Source organism: Gordonia sp. 11cp, assembly GCF_057767225.1.
This window is the reverse complement of the sequence record NZ_CM173437.1, coordinates 1,781,079-1,801,119: the sequence shown is the minus strand read 5'-3', so window position 1 is coordinate 1,801,119 and position 20,041 is coordinate 1,781,079. Positions and strand designations below refer to the sequence as shown.

Sequence of the window (20,041 nt, the reverse complement as noted above, 5' to 3'; positions counted from 1 at the left end):
CCGGGGCATTGAGTCCGTCACCGTCGCGGGGTACAACTGCGGCGATCGGAAAGTTATTCCGCCGGGTCACCACCACGTGCCGAGGGCGTCCGGGCACAGTGACCCGCCGGTCACCGGACCAGGCCGAGACGCTGGAAGGCCGTGAGTGCGGTCTCCCCGGTGTTCCAGAGCGCGCGGACATCGTTACGCGCACCGGCGGCCGCGCGCCCGTCTTGGAGCGCGAGGCCGTTGCGGAAGGTGAGCACGTTGTAGCCGACGTCGGCGGCTCGCAGCATCGGCCCGGTGGCCCGGCCGGCGCCGACCACACGGTCGAGGCCCTCCCCGACGGTGTAGAACCGGAAGATCGGTCCGAGGTCGACGCCGTACTCCCGAAGTGTAGATGTCACAATCGAGTTCCCATGCGCTGCTATGGCATCGACGATGAAGAAGAAGTCACGCGCGTTTCCTGTCGTCGCGCGGGAGGCGGCCGTCGCGTAGGCGAGGTCGACCGTGATGTGCGAGTTGTACCCGGCCATCGCCACCCGCTGACCCGGGACAGCGCAGTCGGCCGCCATGTCGAAGTAGTGCCGCCACTGGGATGCGACCGGACCGCCCCCGAACTCGCCGCGCACGGCGTCGAGGAACCGGTTGAGGAGTTCGAGGCTGATGACCGGGGCCCATCGCGGGGTCTGGAAGACGCGCGGGTTGTTCTGCAGGGGCATCACCGCGTCGCGTTCCACCGCGGCAAGTCCCAGGGCGAAGAGCCCGCGGCGGTCGCGACGGTCGGTGAGGATGTCCACGATCCCGTACAGCTTCGTGACGTTGCGTCGTAGCTGTACCAGGGGCAGGTCTCGCGAATCACGCTCATAGGTACTGAGCTCGACGAGCCGCTCCCGGTCGGCGGGGCGGAGCTCGGTGCCACACGTCTCGGCGGGTGCCGCCGTCGACGTTGCCGGCGCGGCGACGAGGAGTGTTCCGAGCAGAGCGGCGGTCAGCAGTGCCACCGAGAGTGTTCGCATGGAACCCGGTGTTACCCCTCCGCGCGCGGATCAACCCTCCGACGGGGTTGCGAGACCCTTCGTGACGCTCGCAAGCTCGCTCCTCAGGGAGCAGGGTGACGCTCGCAAGCTCGCTCCTCAGGGAGCAGGGTGACGCTCGCAAGCTCGCTCCTCAGGGAGCAGGGTGACGCTCGCAAGCTCGCTCCTCAGGGAGCAGGGTGACGCTCGCAAGCTCGCTCCTCAGGGAGCGGAGGTGCGGGTTGCGAGACCCTTCGTGACGCGCCCTCCGCAAGCTCCGGGCGCTCCTCAGGAAGCGGAGGTCCTCAGGAAGCGGAGGTCCTCAGGAAGCGGAGGTCGTCAGGGAGCGGGGGTCGTCAGGGCAGGAGACCCGCGCTGCGGGCGGTCACCACGGCCTCCAGCCGCGACGACGCCCCGAGCTTGCGCATCGCATCTTTCATGTAGCCCTTCACCGTGTACACGGTCACGCCGAGCGTCTCGGCGATCCGCGCATTCGAGTATCCCAGTGCGGCAAGGGAGATCACATCCTGCTCGCGCCCGGTCAGATCCACCTGCGTCCGCGCTGCCGGGTTCGCCGCGACCAGGACCTCGGTGATCGCGGCGAGCTCGTCGGCAAGCCGGTCGTCGTCGACGGTGTCCACCAGCGATCGGAGTCGTGTGTAGGCCGCGGTCATCCGGTCACGCATCTCCGCCTCGTCCCGGGCGGCGTGTTCGAGCCGCGCGCGCGACGCGACGATCTCGTGTTCGACGGTGCGGGCCTCCATGGCGAGGACGTCGAGCATCCGTCCGCCGATCGGGTCCGGGGTGTGCAGCGCGCCGTAGAGCACCGCCACGGGCGTCCGATCGACGATCACCGGCGCGGCCATCATGGCGCGCAACCCCTCGCGCTCGATGATCGTGTTGTAGCGATGGGTGATGCGCGGGGTGCGGAGGTAGTCGTCGACGACCATCGGACGGTTCAGCGAGACGACCTTGCCGCCCAGCCCGTGCCCGACGTCGACCGACACCCCCCTCAAAGCTCCGACCGTCGAGCCGGCGAAATGCTGCAGACGCAGGTTCGACGGCCCGTTCAGGACACCCGCGAAGGCCAGCGGCACCCCGCTGGACTTGCGAACCCGGCGCAGCGCGTCGGTGACGATCCCGCTCAGCGGCTCGGGCATCTCACCTCACTCTCCCCCTCTTCGGAGGGTGTTCCAGGAAGTCGTCCGCGGAGGACACTGTGACTCAGCTTACTCAGTCAAGAGCGAGGTTCACGATGACACAGGCCACCACGACCCCCACCGACCTGGTCGACCGCTGGTTGGCGATCTACGGGGCGCCCGACGCCGACGCCGCGTCGCTTCTCGTCGACGGACACGATCCCGACGCGGTCGCCTTCTCCGTGATCGAGGTCGAGCAGACCGGCGATCACCAGTCCGGCGACGTCCGGCCGGTCACCACCGACGTCACCTACGGCGAGCTGGCCGAGCGGTCCAAGCGACTCGCCGCGGCTCTCGCGGAGCTGGGCGTCGGTCGCGGCGACACGGTGGGCGTCCTCATGGGCAAGCGCGAGGAGCTCGTCGTCTCGCTGCTGGCGATCGCTCGCCTCGGCGCGGTCTACATCCCGCTGTTCACCGCCTTCGCGACCCCCGCGATCGAGATGCGCCTGCAGGCCGGTGCCGCGAAGGTCGTCATCACCGAGCCGAGTCAGGCGGACAAGCTCTCGGGGATCGACGGCATCACCACCGTGGTCGCCGGCGAGCAGTTCGAAGAACTGATCGCCTCGCACGACGCGGTCACCGAGTCGGTCGCGGTCGGCGGCGACGGGACGTTGATCCTGCTCTTCACCAGCGGTACCACCGGTGCGCCGAAGGGCGTTCCCGTGCCGGTCAAGGCGCTCGCCTCGTTCGTCGCCTACATGCACTTCGGTCTCGACGTCCGGGCCGACGACGTGTTCTGGAACGCCGCCGACCCCGGCTGGGCCTACGGGCTGTACTACGGTGTGCTCGGCCCGCTGGCGGCCGGGCGGCGCAATCTGCTGCTGCACGCCGGATTCACCCCCGAACTCACCGCCAAGATCCTCGGCGACCGCGGCGTCACCAACTTCGCGGCGGCACCGACCGTCTACCGCTCGCTCAGCAAGGACTCGCGCATCTCCGGGTTCTCGCTGCGCCGGGCATCCTCGGCCGGTGAACCCCTGACCCCTGACGTCATCGACTGGGCGCTGGGCGCCATCGGCACCGAGGTCCGCGACCACTACGGCCAGACCGAGCACGGCATGTTCATCAACAACCACTGGCACGAGTCGGTCCACGAGACCCTGGTCCCGGGTTCGATGGGCCGGCCGATGCCAGGGTTCGCCGCGGGCGTCGTCGACGGCCAGATCGCCATCGACGTCCCGGCCAGCCCGCTGATGTGGTTCTCGGGCTACCTCGACGCCCCGGAGAAGACCGAGCAGCGATTCTCCCCCGACGGCCGGTGGTACCTGACCGGCGACACCGGACGGGTGGACGACGAGGGCCGCTACTTCTTCACCGCACGCGACGACGACGTGATCATCATGGCCGGGTACCGGATCGGCCCGTTCGACGTCGAGAGCGTCCTGATCACCCACCCGTCGATCGTCGACGTCGCCGTCGTGGGCCGTCCCGACGAGCTCCGTGGCGAGGTCCTGGAGGCGTTCGTCGTCCTCGCGGACGGGGTCGAGGGCACCGATGCTCTCGAAGCCGAGCTCCAGCAGTTGGTGAAGACGCGGTTCGCCGCGCACGCCTATCCGCGCACCGTCCACTTCGTCGACGCCCTGCCCAAGACCCCGAGCGGCAAGATCCAACGGTTCCTGCTGCGCCAGAGATGAGTCGCGTTCGCGCGTAACGGCCTCACCGTGTGTGAGCGATGAACCGACTGCGCGGCCACTGACGCCGCCGCGCGAAGACCGACTGCGCCGGCCGGGCTTCGACGACCTCGCCCGGCCCACGACGCGGTCACCGGACGCGCAACCAGCGGGTCACACCCCTATCCGCTGGTTGCGCTTCTCCGGTCCCTCCCGGTCACTTCAGCCAACATCCCGCGACGGGTCCACGAGCGCCCGCACCGAATCCGGCGGCGACTCCCCGCTGTGGGTCACCGGGGCGTCGTAGACCGTCCGTACGGGGACGACGCCGGTCCACTCCGCCGACTCCCCACCAGGCCCACCGGTCCGCGCCTTCGCGATCCACTGTCCGTCGACGATCGGCAGACGCAGTGCGACGGTCGCCGCCAGCTCTTTGCGCGTCGTCGACCGGACTTCGGCGACCCGACCGGGAATGAGTTTGTCCGACAACATCTCCAATGCCGCCTGGGCATCGTCGGCGACTTCGGGCACACCGCGTACGACGGCCGACCGGTAGTTCGCCGAATGGTCGAAGAGGGTGTCGGCCACGACCAGCCCGTCCAACACGAACACCGTGAAGGTCACCGGCGCGCCCGCCGCCACGTGCCGCAGGGCACCGGCCCCGGTCGATCCGTGCAGGACGATCGAGTCGCCGTCCCGCGCAAAGAGCATCGGCACCGACCAGGGGAGGCCGTCGACGACGGTGCCCAGGGTCCCGACCTTCGCCTCGTCGAGCAGGGCGTCGAGCAACGCACGGTCGGCTGCCCGCTCGGGTTTGCGCGTCAAGGACGAGAGCGGCGATGCCGCGTCCACCGGAGTACCGCCGTTCGAAGTCATGCGGACATGGTCGCCCGCGACGGCTGTCGGCTCAACAGGTTTGCTGGGGCACCCCTGCTGGAAACCACCCGCCACAGCGCGCCGAGCGACACATGGTCGCCAATCCACTTCTGTGGGGTGGTTTTCACCAGGGCTGACCAACGAGGACCGAAACTGTCCTCTATCGCTCATAGCGTGGTCCTCACACACATCGAGAGGACACACCATGAGCACCTACACCCCCGCAGAACTCAGCGTCGAGGTCACCGGCGAGAAGAAGGAACTGCTGACCGTCCTGCAGGACCAGCGCAACATGCTGAAGATCACGGCGCGCAACCTCTCCGACGACGACGCCCGGAAGCAGTCGACGGTCAGCACCCTCACGATCGGCGCTCTCATCAAGCACCTCGCACACGGCGAGGAGAACGCTGCGCGCGTCATCACCGAACGGGACGAGAACGCCGAGTTCGACATGAGTCAGGCCATGACCGAGTACGAGATGGGCGACGACGAGACCCTGGCCGGCTGGCTGGACGCCTACGATCGCGCGGCGGCAGAACTCGATCGCGTGATCGCCGGCGCGGCGAGTCTCGACGAACTCATCCCCCAGCCCACCGCGCCCTGGGCACCCGAGCGGGAGTGGGTTTCTATCCGCACGATGATCGCCCATCTGCTCCGCGAGACCGCCCATCACTCCGGCCACGCCGACATCATCCGCGAAGCACTCGACGGCCAGACCACCATGGGCGCGGTGTCCGAAGGGCAGGACTGGGCCGACGCCGAGTGGGCCCAGTGATGCCCAGGTCGCGGTAGGGAACGGCCGGCATTCGGCGATCAGTCTCGCCTTCGACCAATCCGCGGGGCCCCCTGCACCGAAGACGTTGTGAGGCTGCCGATCAGACGCAGTCGACACCGACCCCACAGATTGGATCGACGATGATCAAGCGAGTTCCCCGTGTAGCAGGTGCGTTGACAGGACTGGTCCTCGCTGTCGGCGTGATGGCCGGCTGTTCCAGTGACGACTCCGACACCTCGAGCGAAACGACCGGCGCTGCAACCGAATCCAGCGCCATGATGAGCGAGAGCGCGATGGCGGACCCGGCCGCGAACCTCGTCGGACCCGGTTGTGCCGCATATGCCGAGGCCAACCCCTCGGGCCCGGCGTCGGTCAACGGGATGTCCACCGTCCCGGTCGCCACCGCGGCTGCCACCAATCCCGAACTCACCACGCTGACCCAGGCCCTCTCGGGCCAGCTGAATCCCGAGGTCAACCTCGTGAAGACGCTGAACGAGGGTGAATTCACCGTGTTCGCACCGACCAACGATGCGTTCGCGAAGCTGCCCCCGGAGACCATCGAGCAGCTCAAGACCGACGCCCCCTTGTTGAACAAGATCCTGACCTACCACGTGGTCGAGGGTCAGACCGCCCCCGACCAGATCGTCGGTGAGCACACCACGCTCGAGGGCCAGCAGGTCACCGTGACCGGATCCGGCGACGACCTCAAGGTCAACGAGTCCGGCGTCGTCTGCGGCGGCGTCACCACGTCGAACGCCCAGGTCTACCTGATCGACACGGTGCTGATGCCCCCGGCCGGCGAGTGATTTCCCGGTAGCGCTGTGTGACAACGTTTTCCGCGATCCCCACCGGCGAAATCCGCCGGTGGGAATCGTGCTGTGCGGGGCCGGCCGTGTGATCCTCGTCAGATCCGCGCCGACGGCACTGCCTCGCCGGGCCGCACGTGGGTGTCGGTCAGAGCCGCCACCTGGATCGGAACCCCGGTCATGTTGGCCATCCCGGCGAGCCGCTCGAGGTCGGCCGGATCCGACGAGATGAGGGCATTGACGTTCACGCCACCGGCGCCGAGGTCGTTCTCCGCGGCCGCGTTCGCCTGCGTCCACCCGCCGGATCCGTTGTGCCCCCACCCATGCGGGATCGCGACCACACCGGGCTTGATGTCCTCGGTGATGGTGACGGGCAACGAGATCCGTCCGTGTCGGGACGCCACCGTCGCGAGATCGCCCTCGGCCAGCCCGCGTGCCGTGGCATCGTCGGGATGCATTCTGGCTGCGTGAGATCGTCCTCCGCGCAACAACATCGGTGCGTTGTGCTGCCAGCTGTTCTCCGAACGGATCTCGCGCATGCCGATGAGCCGCAACGGGTAACCCGTGTCGTCCTCGACCGCCAGTCGTTCTATCTCGGCCATCAGTTCCGGTGCCGCCAACCGGATCTTGCTGTCGAGGTAGGTGATGTTCTTCCCGAGCTGCCCGGGTGCGAGATCGTCGGCGACCACGACCCCGTGCGGATGGTCCTCGACCAGACGCCGGTAGGTCAATCCGCCGCGGCGCAGACCGAATCGGTCGCCGCCCAACCCCATTCGGATCACCAGGTCGGAGATGCCGCGCGGGGTGACCGGACGCCCGAGGCGTCGTGCCAACCGGTTGCCGGCGTGCAGTGACCGGATCAGCAGATTCTCCGGCGCCAGGAAGCCGATGAGCTCGTTGATCACCGTCCACTCCTCGCGGGCCTCGCCCTGCGGTGGGATCACGGCCTCGGTGGCCTGTTTGAACGGGGTCGTGAACAGCGCCTGGAACGGGAGCAGGAAGTCCTCGCGCTCGTACATCGTGGTGGCCGGCAAGATGTAGTCGGCCCGGGCGTTGGTCTCGTTGCGGTAGATGTCCAGGGACACCATGAGATCGAGTTCGTCGAGCGCCGAGCGCAGTTCGTCACCATTCGGGACCGACAGCACCGGATTGCCGGCACTGACGAACAGCGCGCGGAGCCGGCCACGTCCGGGTGTGGTGATCTCCTTGGCCATCAACGACGCCGGCGCCGTCCCGAGGACCTGCGGCAGATTGCCGACACGACTCCGGCGTCCGGCCCAGCGAAAGCTCGACACCCGTTGCAGGGCAGTCACACCCAGGCGCTGTCCGGGAATTCCCAGATCGCCGAACATCGAGCCACCGGGCACGTCCAGGTTCCCTGCGACGAGGTTGACCATGTCCAGGAGCGCGGTCGTCAACGTGCCCGTGCGCCCCAACGACGTACCCACCCGCCCGTACACCGCGGCCCGATCCGTCCGCGCGAGCGACCGGGCGACCTCGCGCACCCGCTCGGGATCGATGTCCGTGCGGGCGGCGGTCACCTCCGGTGCATATGCCGCGACGAGCGTCTCGAGCTCGGCCACCCCGCGCGCCTGCCGCCGGAGCCGATCACGGTCGGCGAGGTTCTCGTCGAAGAGCACGTGCAGGAGCGACAACAGGAACAAGGCGTCGGTGTCGGGCGTGATCGGCAGCCAGTCGAACTCCCGGGCGGTCTCGGTGTGGCGAGGGTCGACGACGACGACGGACCCACCGCGTGCCGTGATGGCGTTCAGGCCCTCGCGGATACGCGGCGAGCTCATCACACTGCCGTGCGACACGACCGGGTTCGCGCCGATGATCACCAGATAGTCGACCCGGTTGATGTCGGGGATCGGCGCGGTCAGCGGGTTGCCGTACAGGAAGTGACTGGCGACGAACCGGTTGTTCACGTCCTGCGACCCCGCCGAGTACACGTGCGGCGTCCCGAGCAGGTTCATGAATATCGCGGTCCACAGCACGTGTCCGGTCGAGAACGTCGCCGGATTCCCGAAGTACCAGCCGATCGAGTCGCTGCCGGACGACTTGTACACCTCGACCAAGCGCCGCCCGATCTCGTCGAGCGCGGTGTCCCACGAGACCTGTTCGAACTCACCGTCGGGGCGCCGGCGGAGCGGGTGCCGGAGACGGTCGGGGTCGTTGACGATCTCGGTGAACGCGATCCCCTTCGGACACGCGAAGCCTCGCGACAGCGGATGCTCCTTGTCGGGCCGCAGCGAGACCAGCCGATCGTCCTCGACGGTCGCGATCATGCCGCACAGCGGCTCGCAGATACGGCAATAGGTGTGCTTGTCCATCGGCATCGGTGCGTCCCCTCGACCTCGCGCAATGATGTTCCGCAGACGGGCCGGCCTGCGGTTCGGTGTGATTCCGTTCACATCTGAGGACAAGTGTTGCATGATGACAGCACCTGAGGCATCCCCAGCGAGGAGGTCCCTGTGACCGACAGCGACACCGGCGCCACGCAGTCATCCGTGCGCGACGTGATCATCATCGGCGCCGGTCTGTCCGGCATCGACTGCGCCTACCGACTGAAGGAGCAGAACCCCGACGCCGACTACCTGATCCTCGAGCGCCGTGAGCGCATGGGCGGGACGTGGGACCTGTTCCGGTATCCCGGCGTGCGCTCCGACAGCGACATCTACTCGCTGAGCTACCCGTTCGAGCCATGGCGCAAGCCACGTGCGCTGGCCCACGGGGACGACATCCGGGAGTACATCGAGGACACCGCCCACAAGTTCGCCATCGCCGAACACATCCGGTTCGGCCGGCACGTCCTGACCGCCGACTGGGATTCGGCGACCGACACCTGGACGCTCGGGGTCGAGGTCGGCGAGGACCGGCGCCACGAGACCCACCGCGCCAGGTTCGTCATCTTCGCGACCGGCTACTACGACTACGACAATCCGTACACGCCACGGTTCACCGGCGCCGACGACTTCACCGGCCAGATCGTGCACCCTCAGCACTGGCCGGAGGACCTCGACTACCGGGGCAAGCGGATCGTGGTGATCGGAAGTGGCGCAACCGCGGTGAGCCTCATCCCGAGTCTGGCCGAGAAGGCCGAACACGTCACGATGCTGCAGCGCTCGCCGTCGTACATCTTCTCGTCCAAACAGAAGCAGTACCTCGCGCCGCTGGTGCAGAAGCTGCTCCCGCCACCGGCCGCGCACAAGGTCATCCGCACGCGATATGCGGCGCAGACCGCCGCGATCGTCCATCTCACCCATCGTTTTCCGAAACTCGGACGCAGGATGATCCGGAACAACGTCGTGGCGAACCTGCCGGCGGACTATCCCGTCGACCTCCACTTCAACCCGACGTACAACCCGTGGGACCAGCGCATGTGCATGGTCCCCGATGCCGATCTGTTCACCGACATCGCTGAGGGCACAGTCGAGATGGTCACCGACCACATCGATCGATTCGACGCGTCGGGGGTCACCCTCACCTCGGGTCGGCACCTCGACGCCGACATCATCGTGACCGCGACCGGGCTACAGCTGCTCGGCTTCGGCGGCACCCGGCTGCGCGTCGACGGTGCGGAGGTGAAACCACACGACCGCTTCGTCTTCAAGAGTTACCTCATCGAGGACGTCCCGAACCTCGCCTGGTCGGTCGGGTACACGAACGCCTCGTGGACCCTCCGCGCGGACATGACCGCCCGTGCCGTCGCCGAGCTGGTGAAGTACATGCGCACGCACGGCTACACCCATGCCTATCCGCATCTCGGTTCGGAGGTCATGGGTTCGCGGCCCGTGTGGGACCTCAAGGCGGGCTACGTCGAGCGGTCCCCGGAGGCGTTGCCGAAGTCGGGCACCCGGGGTCACTGGCAGGTGCGTCACAACTACTACCGCGACGCCATCGATCACCGGATCAACAAGGTCGAGGACTCGATGGTGTTCGGCAGGGTCTGACTTCCGCGGAACCGGGCCCAGGTAGGTGTCGGCCTCCCCGCCCACGGCGTTACGCCGGTGTGGTCCAAACGGTCGAGATTTCGCCACACCATCGTAAAATTGCTGGTCAAGCCTTGCTCCTCACTCTCCGCCGCGCCAATACTGGGCTCGGCGAGCCAGCCGTCTCGCTGAATCCGCCCCGCCCCCGCGGGGCGCCGCTCCCCACCATGTGACCCAGCGGGAGTGGACCAGTAGGAGCTGCGAGATGACCTATCCGCCCGGTCCCCCGACTCACCCGCCAACCCCGTACGGCCCGATTCCGCCGCAGTCCGACAGCCGGCGCGCGCTCACCCTCGTGCTGGGCGCGATCGTCGTCGTCCTCGCGCTGATCCTCGCCGCGGGCATCGTCTTCGTGGCCAAGGCGCGCGACGGGGACATCTACGTTCCCGGGCTCACCCTCACCGCGGCCAACGACCCGGGGATCGACCCGTTCACCGATCCCGTCCTCGTGGCCGGATCGGGCGACCTGCCGGCGAACGTGGCCCTCACCGGCACGGCGGGGGCCGCCGACCTCGGCGGCCGCGCGGTGAACGGCACCGACGCCGGGTTGTACGGCTCGGGCGACGCCGCGGCCTGCGACACCGCCGCACTCAGCAACCGGCTGCTCGCCGATCCCCCCGCGGCCCGCGCCTGGGCGAGTGTCTACGGCATCAGCACCGCCGACATCCCGCACTATCTGAACACCCTCACCCCGGTGGTGCTGACGACCGACACCTGGGTCACCAATCACTCGTACACGTCCGGCCGGGCCGTGCCGTTCCAGTCGGTCCTGCAACGCGGGACCGCCGTCTACGTCGACTCCGCCGGTGTCCCGCGCGCGATGTGCTCGTGCGGCAATCCACTCGCCCCGCCGACCGCCGCCCCCCTTGGTGGATATCGACTCGAGGGTCGGCCGTGGGAGGGGTACAAGAGTCGATCTGTCGCCCGGATCGCGTACAGCAACCAGCACGTCACCGCGGTCGGCAAGTCGACGACCATCGTTCCCGCGCCGCCTGCGCCGGAACCGGGCACACCCGCCGGAGACGTCCTCGAGTTGCTGAATTTCCTTACCGGACAGCTCTTTTCTCAACCGGCGGGCGGACTGCTCGATCTGAGCGGATTCCCGCCGCCGTCCGGTCCCCTGCCCACTCCGGCCGCGTTGAACACCCCGTTCGAGGCGGGCACCGACGAAGACGCCGAGCGCAACGGCCTCCTCGCCCCGGGCGATCCCGCGGCCGCGCCCGCATTGGAGAAGCGCGCCGAGGAACACGACGGTCTGCCGGAAGGCGCGCCGTCCACGGACTCCCCGGCTCCGGACTCATCAGCACCGGACTCAGCCGGGCCCGATACCCCCGATCCGGGCTCGGACGCGCCCGCCCCGGACGCATCGGTGCCGGCTTCCGACGCCCCCGCGCCGGAGGAGCCCGGTTACGAGGCACCCGGTTCCGAGGTCCCCGGACCGGCGTCTGAACCCGGTGCACCCGGTGTGCCCGGACCGGAGACCCCGGCCGAGGCCCCCGCGACGCCGACAGCGTTCAGCGGCTCGGGCGAGGTCGTCGGCAGTTTCAGCTTCGACGACGCCGGGTTGTCGGTGGGCTGCACCGTTCCCCACACCCCCGAACTCGGCACCGTCGCGCTGTCCTGCACCGACGGCGTGGCGAGGTCGGTCGCCGGCGCGGCACTGCAACGCGCCTCGGTGTCGGGTTCCACCACCGGCACCGGTGTGTGGACGCTGACGCTGACGGCGGTCGGTGCGTCGCAGACGGTGACCGTCCGATCGGCCAACTGGATCGTCGTACCGCCCGCGGCCCCGGCGTCCGAGCCGCCGGCACCCGACGTCTCCACAGATGCCGCGCCGCCCACCGAGGAAGCCGCCGTCGACACGACCACGACGACGACCACGGAGAACCCACCTGCCCCGGAAGCGCCCGCCGAACCGGAGGCACCTGCGGGAACGCCGTGACACGTCCGCGATTGTGAGCTGTCCAACAGCAAGCACCCTGGCACGTCCGTACCATCGCGCGCATGTCTGTTCTGACGACGTCGACGCGACGCCCCTCTGGTGACCTCCGTCCGGAATCCGTCCGCAGACGTGTCCGGGTGCGTCTGGCGAGCGTCGCGGTCGTGGCTGCGCTGACGTCGCTGGTGATGCTCGCGCCGAGCGCGCAGGCCGACCGCATCATCAACGGGCATCTGGTGGGCGGGAAGATCGGAGAGGCCTACTCCGCGACGGGTGGCTTCTTCAAGTGGGGCGTTCCGACCGGTCCCGAACGCGCGGCCGCCAAGCGCGGCCGCTTCCAGTCGTTCTCACGCGACACGTCGTTCTACTGGCATCCCGCCGCCGACGCCGGCACCGCGCATCAGGTCGGCGGCGCCATCCGGAGCCGCTGGCAGAAGGCCGGGGCCGAGCGCGGCGCGCTGGGATACCCGGTCAGCAACGAGTACAAATCGGGCAGCGGCCGGAGCAACGACTTCCAGGGCGGCGTGGTCACGTGGTCCAAAACCGGTGGGGCACAGATCGTCTGGGGTCAGATCCGGCAGAAGTGGGAGAACACCGGCGGTGCCGGCGGGTACTTCGGGGTTCCGCTCGGCGGGGAGTACCGCACCGGGGGCCGGTTCGCACAGGACTTCTTGAACGGCACCATCTTCTGGCCCTGACGCGACGAACCGCCGCGGGTGGCGTTGGTGTGTCCCGGGCCCGACTCGTCCGGGTCCGGTCACTGACGCCCTTCGGACTCGAACCGTTGCGCGGCGGTCACCGCTCGGCGATGTCGGCATGGGCGGCCGCCGGGCCGAGTATCCGCCGCAAACCGGCCTCGGTCACCTCACCTGCGGGTTCGATCATCGCCCGTACCCGGGTAGCCAGATCGGCAGGAGGCGGGAGTCGCAGCTCGCCGAACCAGTTCCCCAGCAGATCTACCAGCGCGTCGACGGTCTTCTGGCTGTCGACGAACGGCAGACCGACACCGGTGAAGCCGTCCTCGATGTCGTAGCCGGACCGGGTCCACCGGCCGTCGAAGCCGTAGACGAACCCGATCCACATCCCCTCGGTGCGCTGCCTCTCGAGGTGGGGCGCGATGGCCGCCTCCCACCACGGTGGCGCGCCGTCGAGCAGGTCGGTCTCCGGCTCGCCGAAGTACGCCGCGCCCTCCCGGAAGTACGTCTCGGAGTACTCATGGTCATGCCCGACGAGCACCGCCCGGTCGTCACCGACCAGCACCATGTCGGCCCAGTTGCCGCCGCCGTCGTCGTAGTGCCACCCGTCAGGGGTCGCACGCGCGCCCTGCGCCCAGCGCTCGCCTCGCACCGCCAGTAGGGCCGCGTAGGCAGCCCACCTCGGTCTCATCTTCGCGGGAGCCGGCAGCTCGACCGTCTGCAACGTCATGGCCTGACACCTCTCTGTCCGGATTGTCCGGACCCGCACGCCGCCAGCGTATTGCCGGGGCCACCCGCCGCGCTCACCGGATCCGATTCCGAACACCGAATGAGTCTGAGCGGGAACGGGATATGTGAGCGGATCGTAGACCAGGACGCGTTCGCAGTACGGTGTGGACCGTGACCCGATGGCATCGCAAGGTTCTGACACTCGCCGCATGTGCGGCGGTCGTGCTCGGGAGTTCCGGTGCGGCCGGCACCCTCGCCACCGGTCCGGCGACCGGCTCACCGCCGCCCGCCGGCGAAGCCGGTTCCGTCGTCTCGTCGAGACCGCTGCCGCCGCAGTACTGGGTGCCCGGTTCCGCCGACGCCTCCGTCCTGACCTACGTCACCACCGACACGTTCGGCAACAGGGCACTGAGCACCGGGACCGTCTTCATCCCTCGGGGCACCGCCCCGGCCGGCGGCTGGCCGGTGATCTCGTGGGCCCACGGGACCTCCGGGCTCGGCGACGACTGCGCACCCTCGGTCCGGGGACCGGGCCTACCCGAGCGCGACCTGCCGTACCTGGCGAAGTGGATGCAGCAGGGCTACGCCATCGTCGCGAGCGACTACGCCGGGCTGGGCACCCCCGGTCTGCACGCCTACCTCGACGGCCGGACGACGGCCCACAACGTCGTCGACATGGTCCGCGCGGGTCGGGAGTTCTCCGCGACTCTCCCTGTCACCCAACGGTTGTCGCGCTCATGGGCGGCGGTCGGACAGTCCCAGGGCGGCGGGGCGGCGATCTACACCGCGCGCCACGCCACCGAGTTCGGCGGTCCCGAACTCGACTACCGGGGCGCCGTGGGCACCGGCACGCCGGCCTACATCGAACGGCTCGTCCAGATCGCCGGCCCGGGCGTACCCCCGGTGGCGATCACGCCGGCACTGACCGCCTACCTCAGCTACATCACCGCCGGCCTCCGGTACGCACATCCCGAACTCGGCATCGACCGCATCCTCACCCCGACGGGCCGCAAGTACGTGGCGCTCGCCGAGACCCGGTGCGTCGGCGACTTCGAGGAACAACTCCGGGGAGTCTCCGTCGGCGACTACTTCACCGCCCCGCTGAACAGCCTCCCGAGGTTCTCCGCAACCCTCGCCGATTACCTTGCGATGCCCGAAAAGGGTTTCGACAAGCCGTTTTTCATGGGCCACGGCCTGCTGGACACGGACGTGCCGTATGCCACCACCGCTGCGTACGCGGCGACGCTGACGGCCAACGGCCAGCCGGTGACCTTCCGGACGTATCCGAGTGACCACAGTGGCACCCTGGTCCGTTCGCAGGCCGACACCATCCCGTTCCTCAACCGGCTGTTCGGCAAGTAACCGCTCATCGACTCCGCCGAAATTCTCGCGCACCCCGGTTCCGACGCGGCGTCGTCTCGTGGCACGATGGACAGCACCGGTTGAGCAGCTGCCGTCACACATTTGCCGGGACGGGCGGCCGCGTGTCGGCCTGCCGCGTCCCCCGTGGAGAGGGCCATCAACCGATGCAGGCAGAACATCCTGACGCTGTGATCGTCGACGACTCCGGCCTGAGCGCCGGCCGCGCCCTGATGACGGTGGTGTCGGCAGCACACGAGCAACTGGTGATCCTGACCGTCGAGGGCAGCATCGACGTCCTCACCGCTCCGCAGTTGTCCGAGGCGGTGTCCGAGGCGCTGAGCGGTCAACCGGACGGTCTCATCATCGACCTGACCACCACCGAGTTCCTGGCCTCGGCCGGGATGGCGGCGCTCGTCGCCGCACACGAGGCCATCGCGCCCAGGGGCATGTTCGGGGTCGTGGCCGCCGGACCGGCGACCACCCGTCCCCTCACCGTGATGGGGCTCGATCAGACGATGGTGCTCTACCCGACACTGGACGACGCGGTCACGGCCATGACCACCACAGAGGGGCTGGCCGACCGTCCGGCTGGATAGACCCCGATGGTGTGGATTTCGTCGGCCCACCGCCCCGCAGACCCGGACGGTGGCCTCGCGCTCTCGGTCACGGCCACCCCCGAGGCCGCCTTCCGCTTCCGGCAGCACTTCGCGCAGTGGCTGGACGCGACGGTCAGCGTGGACGCAGAACGTCGCAGCGACATCGTCCTCGCGGTCTACGAGGCGGTGGCCAATGCGGCCGAGCACGCGTACGCCGCCGGCACGCAGTCTTCGAGCACGCAGCCGTCGGGCACACGACCCGGTGCCATCGAGGTACGGGCACGCCTGACGCGTGAGGAGTCGCTGGAGGTCACCGTCACGGACGGAGGGCGCTGGAAATCCGATGCCTCGTCGTCGCCGTACCGCGGGCGCGGACTCGCCCTGATCTCGGCGCTCAGCGACGCGTCGGACGTCACCAGCGGGCCGGACGGGACCTCGGTGACACTGCGCTGGCACGAGCGGCTCGGCGTCTGAGGCCCACCTCCGCGAGCATGTCCCCAGCGCTGGGGACACAGGCGCTCGTTGTCGGTTCACAACCCCTGCCTGACACAGCCAGGTCACCGACCGAGGGGTACGGTTCGGACAGGAGTTCGTCGTGGGTCTGTTCAACCGACCAAGTCTGTCGGCCGAGTCACCTAACCTGATCTCCGAAGGCGGGTTCGGGGCCGGCCGTCGAAGAAGCTCGGTGGAGCGTACTCCCGATCCTGACATCGCTGCACAATGCGCATGCACGTCAGCGCACGAGGAAGGGAGTCGACATGACCGACTTCACCGTGGACTCGAACATCGACGACGCCTGGCGCACGTTCGCCTTGCACGTCGGTGATCGGCTGTCGCATCTCGAGCCGGGCCAAACCCTCACGATCCAGCAGGACCCGATGATCCCGGAGGGTCCGCACGGGACGCTGCGGTTCACGATCACCGGGTCACGTCGGTTGCGCTGCACCATCGACGACACCGACCTGCATCCGACCGCCGAGTACTTCGCCGAGCACCTGGCCCTGCTCGCCTCCCTCGGGTGGCGGCGCCTGCGCAACGGCACCCACATCTTCGAGGTCGGCCGCCGCCGCGTGGACCAGCTCGCGCACGTGACGGTGCAGACGCTTCGTCAGGTCTGGGAGGTCGTGCACCCCGCGTTCCTCGACCATTCCCCCGCCGCACGCCCGGAACCCCAGATCGAGGTCGCGGTCCAGCCCTTCGATGCCGACCATCTGCGTGCTTTGCTCGTCGGCTCGCTCGAGGACCTCACCGGCTGCCGCATCCAGACCGACGCCGACGGCGACATCGCCCTGCCCACCAAGCCCGTCTCGTCCTGGCTGAGTCCGCGCAGCGACGCACCGCGTCTCGAGTTCTTCGCGCGCCTGGCCGGCGACATCACCGACCGGCGCCGCGCCGCCGACATCGTCGCCGCCCAGCCGACCATGGGTTCGGCGGTGCGGGTGCACCTCCTCGAGGACGAGGTCTTCGCGACGCTGACCGTGGAATGCGCCGTCTTCCACCCGCACAACCTCAGTTCCGCCCTGGCCGAGTGGTTCTCGTTCCTGGCCGACTGCGCCCCGTCCGTCATCGCCAAGGTCGGTGAGGACGCACCGATGACCGCGCGGAACGGCGGCCGGCTCCCGGACGCGCTGCAGACCCTGCTCGAACTCGACCCCGACGGGCGGTCGCTCAGTGCCCGCGAGGTCGCGAAGATCTGCCGCTACAACCAGGCCGACATCCTCTCCTTCATCAACACCAGCGAGGAGCAGCACCTCACGTGGCGGCGGTCGGCGGTCGACGCGGCCGCGGCGTCGGACTCGGTGGAGGCCGACGCCTGCCGCCACGAGGCCGACGCCTGGAAGGCGACCACGCACAACCTGCGGGCCGCGCTGCGCGTCGTCGTGCTGTCCGACGACGACACCGCGGACCGGAACTCGCCGGCCAAGTGATCCGGGCAAATCGGGCTCCGAATAACTGGTGCACGTAGTCTGCGCGGACGATTTTCGACGCCGGGCATCGCGCCGGCGCCAGCCGAGGCGTTCAATTGTTAGGTAACCCTCAGCGGTTCGCGTCGTCGATCGGAGCCCTCGCATGGCCATCACCACGGATCGCGGCGCGCTCACGTTCACCTTTCCCGAACTGGGTCGCGACGCGCGGCTGCACGTCACCTTCCAGCGGACTCTGCGCACCCCCGACCCGGTCGGACGGTACGGCCCGGTCGGTGACGACGGCGCGCTTCGCCTCGCTCAGGGCTCACCCGACGGCGATGCGCACGCAACCATCCCCATGTGGCAGTCCGAGGCCACCTGGCTCGACTTCTCCTCGCCGCACATGCATCCCTTCCTGGTGATGGTCGGCGTCGACGGCGTGAACGCGATCAGCGGTGACGTCTTCACCGGTATGCCCGACTTCGACGCCGACGACTACCTCGAGGTCCCCACACAACCGTCACTCGCCTCCCACCGGGGCCCGGCCGGCGACGGGTTCGACGACCGCCAGTTCATCGCTCCCTCGACCCACACCGTCGCGGACGGCGGTCGCACCGGGACGCTCGTGCAGCTGACGGTCATCCCGATGCGCGCCGACGCCTGGGCCCGGCGACGCCGCCACCTGCCCTCGGCTCCGGGAACGTGCGTGCTCTGCGACATCTCACGAGCCGAACAATCCCGTGCCCGTCCCCGCCTCACCGCGCCTCGCGTGACAGGTCCACTCGAGTCCGCGGACACCTGGCATCCGACGACGTTCGACACCGCCGCGGTCCGGATCGTCAACTCGGTCGCGTGGAAGTCCCTGACCGGAGAACCGGTGCCGCGCGCCGCGCTGACGAGCGCCGACTACGCCGCGCACGACCTCCCCTGGTACCCCGTCTACGACGAGACGGTCGAGCACTCGGCCCCCCTGTAGATCTGTCGCGGGTGTCGCCCCGGGTGTCCGCTCCGCGTCGTACTATTCGGATCCGGTCCGCGTACGTCCCGCCCAGGAGGAGCCGCATGTCCCCCGATTTCGACGCCGTCCTCGAGGCGGCCTGGCGGGACTTCGCCGACACCCTCGCAGTCCGGGTGCCACGCCTCCTGCCGGGTCAGAGCCTGGCCATCGTCGAGGCGGCGGCCGGGGGCTGGCGCCGGCGGATGACCTTTGCGATGACCGGAACCCCCGGGTCGACCGACCGCCTTCGCTGCACCATCTCCGCGGGCGACCTCACCTGGACCGACAAGGACCGGTGGATGCGTCAGGCCACCTACATCGTCGACCGCGGCTGGTGTCGGCTCGAGGGTCGCAGTGCCTTCTGCTTCGAGGTCGATCCCCTTCGGTCCAGCGACCTCGCCGACGCCGCCGTGCGAGCGTTGCGCGAGGTGTGGGGCGTCATCCATCCGTCGTTCGTCAGCATCGGCGACCCGTCGTTCGCCCGCCACCACTCACCGGTGCCCGCGGACGATCTCGACACCGATCGGGACCGGCTCCGGCCGTCGGAATCGGGTCGAGCGGTCGGAGAGGATCTCGACGACACCGTCCGCATCACCGACGCCGACACCCTCCGCTTCACCGCACCGGCCCGGTTCGTCGACGCCCCGGTCGAGGGCGGTGTGGTCCCGCAGTCGAAGGACCATCTCGTCGAACTGGTCCGCGCCGCGATGACGGCGGCCGGACGTCCCGCGGTGGTCAGCCCGCGCAAGGCCATCTTCCTGCGATCGACCGGCACCTCGCTGTTGCGACCCACCCGCGACGCCCGCTCACTGGAGATCGTGACCATCCTCAGCTCGTCGGTGCCCGCACCCTCACTGCTCGGTATGGTCGTCGCCGAATTCTCCCCGCGGTGGCCCGAGGTCGCGGTGGTCGTGCGCAACGGGCTCGTCTACGCCCAGCGCCGCATCGATGTCGCGGTCTTCAACCCCGCGAATCTCGATGCCGCGCTCCGACGCTGGGACGACTTCGCCCGGACGGCCCGCGGCGAGATGATCAGACGGCTCGACAGCAGCCCGAAACTGGAACGCCGGCGACGCGGCGACCGGCTCCCCGGCGCATTGCTGGGGCTACTTCGGGTCAACCAGAAACTCGACAACACGCTGTCCCCCACGACCGTTCTCGCGGCCTGTCACCAGGACCGGGAGCGCGTGCACGAGTTCTTCGACATCTGCGCCGCCGAGATGCGCGAGTGGATGGACAACCTCACGGCCGCCCGCAAAGCAGAACTCGGCGAGGAGGAGATCGCACTGTGCGAGGCCGAGCACCAGGCCTACTCCCGGATCGCCCGGCTGCTCCTCACCGCCATGGACCTCGCCGGCGGGGCGCCTTCCGCTCCCTGATCCGAAAGAACCACATACCCGCTGGCCCGCCCTGCTCCCTGAGGAGCGCCCGGAGCCTGCGGAGGGCGCGTCACGAAGGGTCTTCGCAACCCGACTCGCCAAGACCCTTCGTGACGCTCGCAAGCTCGCTCCTCAGGGAGCAGGGGTGTCGCTCCGCTCGCTCCTCAGGGAGCAGGGGTGTCGC

At 69.0% G+C, this 20,041-nt stretch carries 17 protein-coding genes; 12 read left to right on the top strand and 5 right to left on the bottom strand.

Going from position 1 to position 20,041, the window contains the following annotated elements; all coding sequences use genetic code 11:
- Positions 1 to 110: 110 nt before the first annotated feature.
- Positions 111 to 998, bottom strand: coding sequence for a DUF5995 family protein (locus AC3B6C_RS07965; protein ID WP_010844698.1), 888 nt, complete (start codon positions 996 to 998; stop codon positions 111 to 113).
- A 353-nt stretch (positions 999 to 1,351) separates the two neighbouring features.
- The gene (locus tag AC3B6C_RS07960) at positions 1,352 to 2,155 is read right to left on the bottom strand and encodes a helix-turn-helix transcriptional regulator (RefSeq protein WP_010844699.1); all 804 of its coding nucleotides are present in this window, start codon (positions 2,153 to 2,155) and stop codon (positions 1,352 to 1,354) included.
- 95 nt (positions 2,156 to 2,250) lie between these two features.
- On the opposite strand from AC3B6C_RS07960, the gene AC3B6C_RS07955 reads away from it, so the two are divergent.
- Positions 2,251 to 3,828: an AMP-binding protein gene (locus AC3B6C_RS07955; protein WP_488375600.1), complete on the top strand. Its 1,578-nt coding sequence runs from the start codon at positions 2,251 to 2,253 to the stop codon at positions 3,826 to 3,828.
- Positions 3,829 to 4,026: 198 nt separating this feature from the next.
- On the opposite strand, the gene AC3B6C_RS07950 is transcribed toward AC3B6C_RS07955, so the two are convergent.
- Positions 4,027 to 4,680, bottom strand: a complete 654-nt coding sequence (locus tag AC3B6C_RS07950) for a pyridoxamine 5'-phosphate oxidase family protein (protein WP_488375598.1) — start codon at positions 4,678 to 4,680, stop codon at positions 4,027 to 4,029.
- Positions 4,681 to 4,885: 205 nt separating this feature from the next.
- Between AC3B6C_RS07950 and AC3B6C_RS07945 the strand changes: the two genes are divergently transcribed.
- Together AC3B6C_RS07945 and AC3B6C_RS07940 are read left to right on the top strand one after the other, a co-directional pair.
- Positions 4,886 to 5,455, top strand: a complete 570-nt coding sequence (locus tag AC3B6C_RS07945) for a DinB family protein (RefSeq protein WP_010844888.1) — start codon at positions 4,886 to 4,888, stop codon at positions 5,453 to 5,455.
- Positions 5,456 to 5,595: 140 nt separating this feature from the next.
- The gene (locus AC3B6C_RS07940; RefSeq protein ID WP_193363213.1) at positions 5,596 to 6,261 is read left to right on the top strand and encodes a fasciclin domain-containing protein; all 666 of its coding nucleotides are present in this window, start codon (positions 5,596 to 5,598) and stop codon (positions 6,259 to 6,261) included.
- Positions 6,262 to 6,359: 98 nt separating this feature from the next.
- On the opposite strand, the gene AC3B6C_RS07935 is transcribed toward AC3B6C_RS07940, so the two are convergent.
- Positions 6,360 to 8,600, bottom strand: coding sequence for a molybdopterin-containing oxidoreductase family protein (locus tag AC3B6C_RS07935; RefSeq protein ID WP_488375597.1), 2,241 nt, complete (start codon positions 8,598 to 8,600; stop codon positions 6,360 to 6,362).
- 135 nt (positions 8,601 to 8,735) lie between these two features.
- On the opposite strand from AC3B6C_RS07935, the gene AC3B6C_RS07930 reads away from it, so the two are divergent.
- The 3 genes from AC3B6C_RS07930 (at position 8,736) to AC3B6C_RS07920 (ending at position 12,890) form a co-directional block, all read left to right on the top strand.
- Positions 8,736 to 10,214: a flavin-containing monooxygenase gene (locus AC3B6C_RS07930; protein ID WP_488375596.1), complete on the top strand. Its 1,479-nt coding sequence runs from the start codon at positions 8,736 to 8,738 to the stop codon at positions 10,212 to 10,214.
- 244 nt (positions 10,215 to 10,458) lie between these two features.
- Entirely contained in the window at positions 10,459 to 12,195 is a 1,737-nt protein-coding gene (locus AC3B6C_RS07925) for a DUF6777 domain-containing protein (RefSeq protein ID WP_488375595.1), read from the top strand.
- Positions 12,196 to 12,257: 62 nt separating this feature from the next.
- The gene (locus AC3B6C_RS07920; RefSeq protein ID WP_488375594.1) at positions 12,258 to 12,890 is read left to right on the top strand and encodes an LGFP repeat-containing protein; all 633 of its coding nucleotides are present in this window, start codon (positions 12,258 to 12,260) and stop codon (positions 12,888 to 12,890) included.
- A 97-nt stretch (positions 12,891 to 12,987) separates the two neighbouring features.
- Here AC3B6C_RS07920 and AC3B6C_RS07915 read toward each other — a convergent pair whose 3' ends face one another.
- Entirely contained in the window at positions 12,988 to 13,617 is a 630-nt protein-coding gene (locus AC3B6C_RS07915) for a hypothetical protein (protein ID WP_488375593.1), read from the bottom strand.
- Between the two features lie 170 nt (positions 13,618 to 13,787).
- Here AC3B6C_RS07915 and AC3B6C_RS07910 point away from each other — a divergent pair, with 170 nt between their 5' ends.
- From AC3B6C_RS07910 to AC3B6C_RS07885, 6 genes are all read left to right on the top strand, one after another.
- Complete coding sequence (locus AC3B6C_RS07910) at positions 13,788 to 14,978, top strand: lipase family protein (RefSeq protein ID WP_488375592.1); 1,191 nt, start codon at positions 13,788 to 13,790, stop codon at positions 14,976 to 14,978.
- Positions 14,979 to 15,142: 164 nt separating this feature from the next.
- Entirely contained in the window at positions 15,143 to 15,574 is a 432-nt protein-coding gene (locus AC3B6C_RS07905; RefSeq protein ID WP_044505591.1) for an STAS domain-containing protein, read from the top strand.
- A gap of 6 nt (positions 15,575 to 15,580) precedes the next feature.
- Positions 15,581 to 16,048 carry an ATP-binding protein gene (locus tag AC3B6C_RS07900; RefSeq protein WP_010844879.1) on the top strand — a complete coding sequence of 156 codons (468 nt, stop codon included), beginning with the start codon at positions 15,581 to 15,583 and terminating at the stop codon, positions 16,046 to 16,048.
- A 284-nt stretch (positions 16,049 to 16,332) separates the two neighbouring features.
- The gene (locus AC3B6C_RS07895) at positions 16,333 to 17,502 is read left to right on the top strand and encodes a TY-Chap domain-containing protein (RefSeq protein WP_010844878.1); all 1,170 of its coding nucleotides are present in this window, start codon (positions 16,333 to 16,335) and stop codon (positions 17,500 to 17,502) included.
- A 142-nt stretch (positions 17,503 to 17,644) separates the two neighbouring features.
- Positions 17,645 to 18,457: a hypothetical protein gene (locus AC3B6C_RS07890; protein WP_055476686.1), complete on the top strand. Its 813-nt coding sequence runs from the start codon at positions 17,645 to 17,647 to the stop codon at positions 18,455 to 18,457.
- Between the two features lie 86 nt (positions 18,458 to 18,543).
- Complete coding sequence (locus AC3B6C_RS07885) at positions 18,544 to 19,857, top strand: TY-Chap domain-containing protein (RefSeq protein WP_488375591.1); 1,314 nt, start codon at positions 18,544 to 18,546, stop codon at positions 19,855 to 19,857.
- Positions 19,858 to 20,041 lie beyond the last annotated feature (184 nt).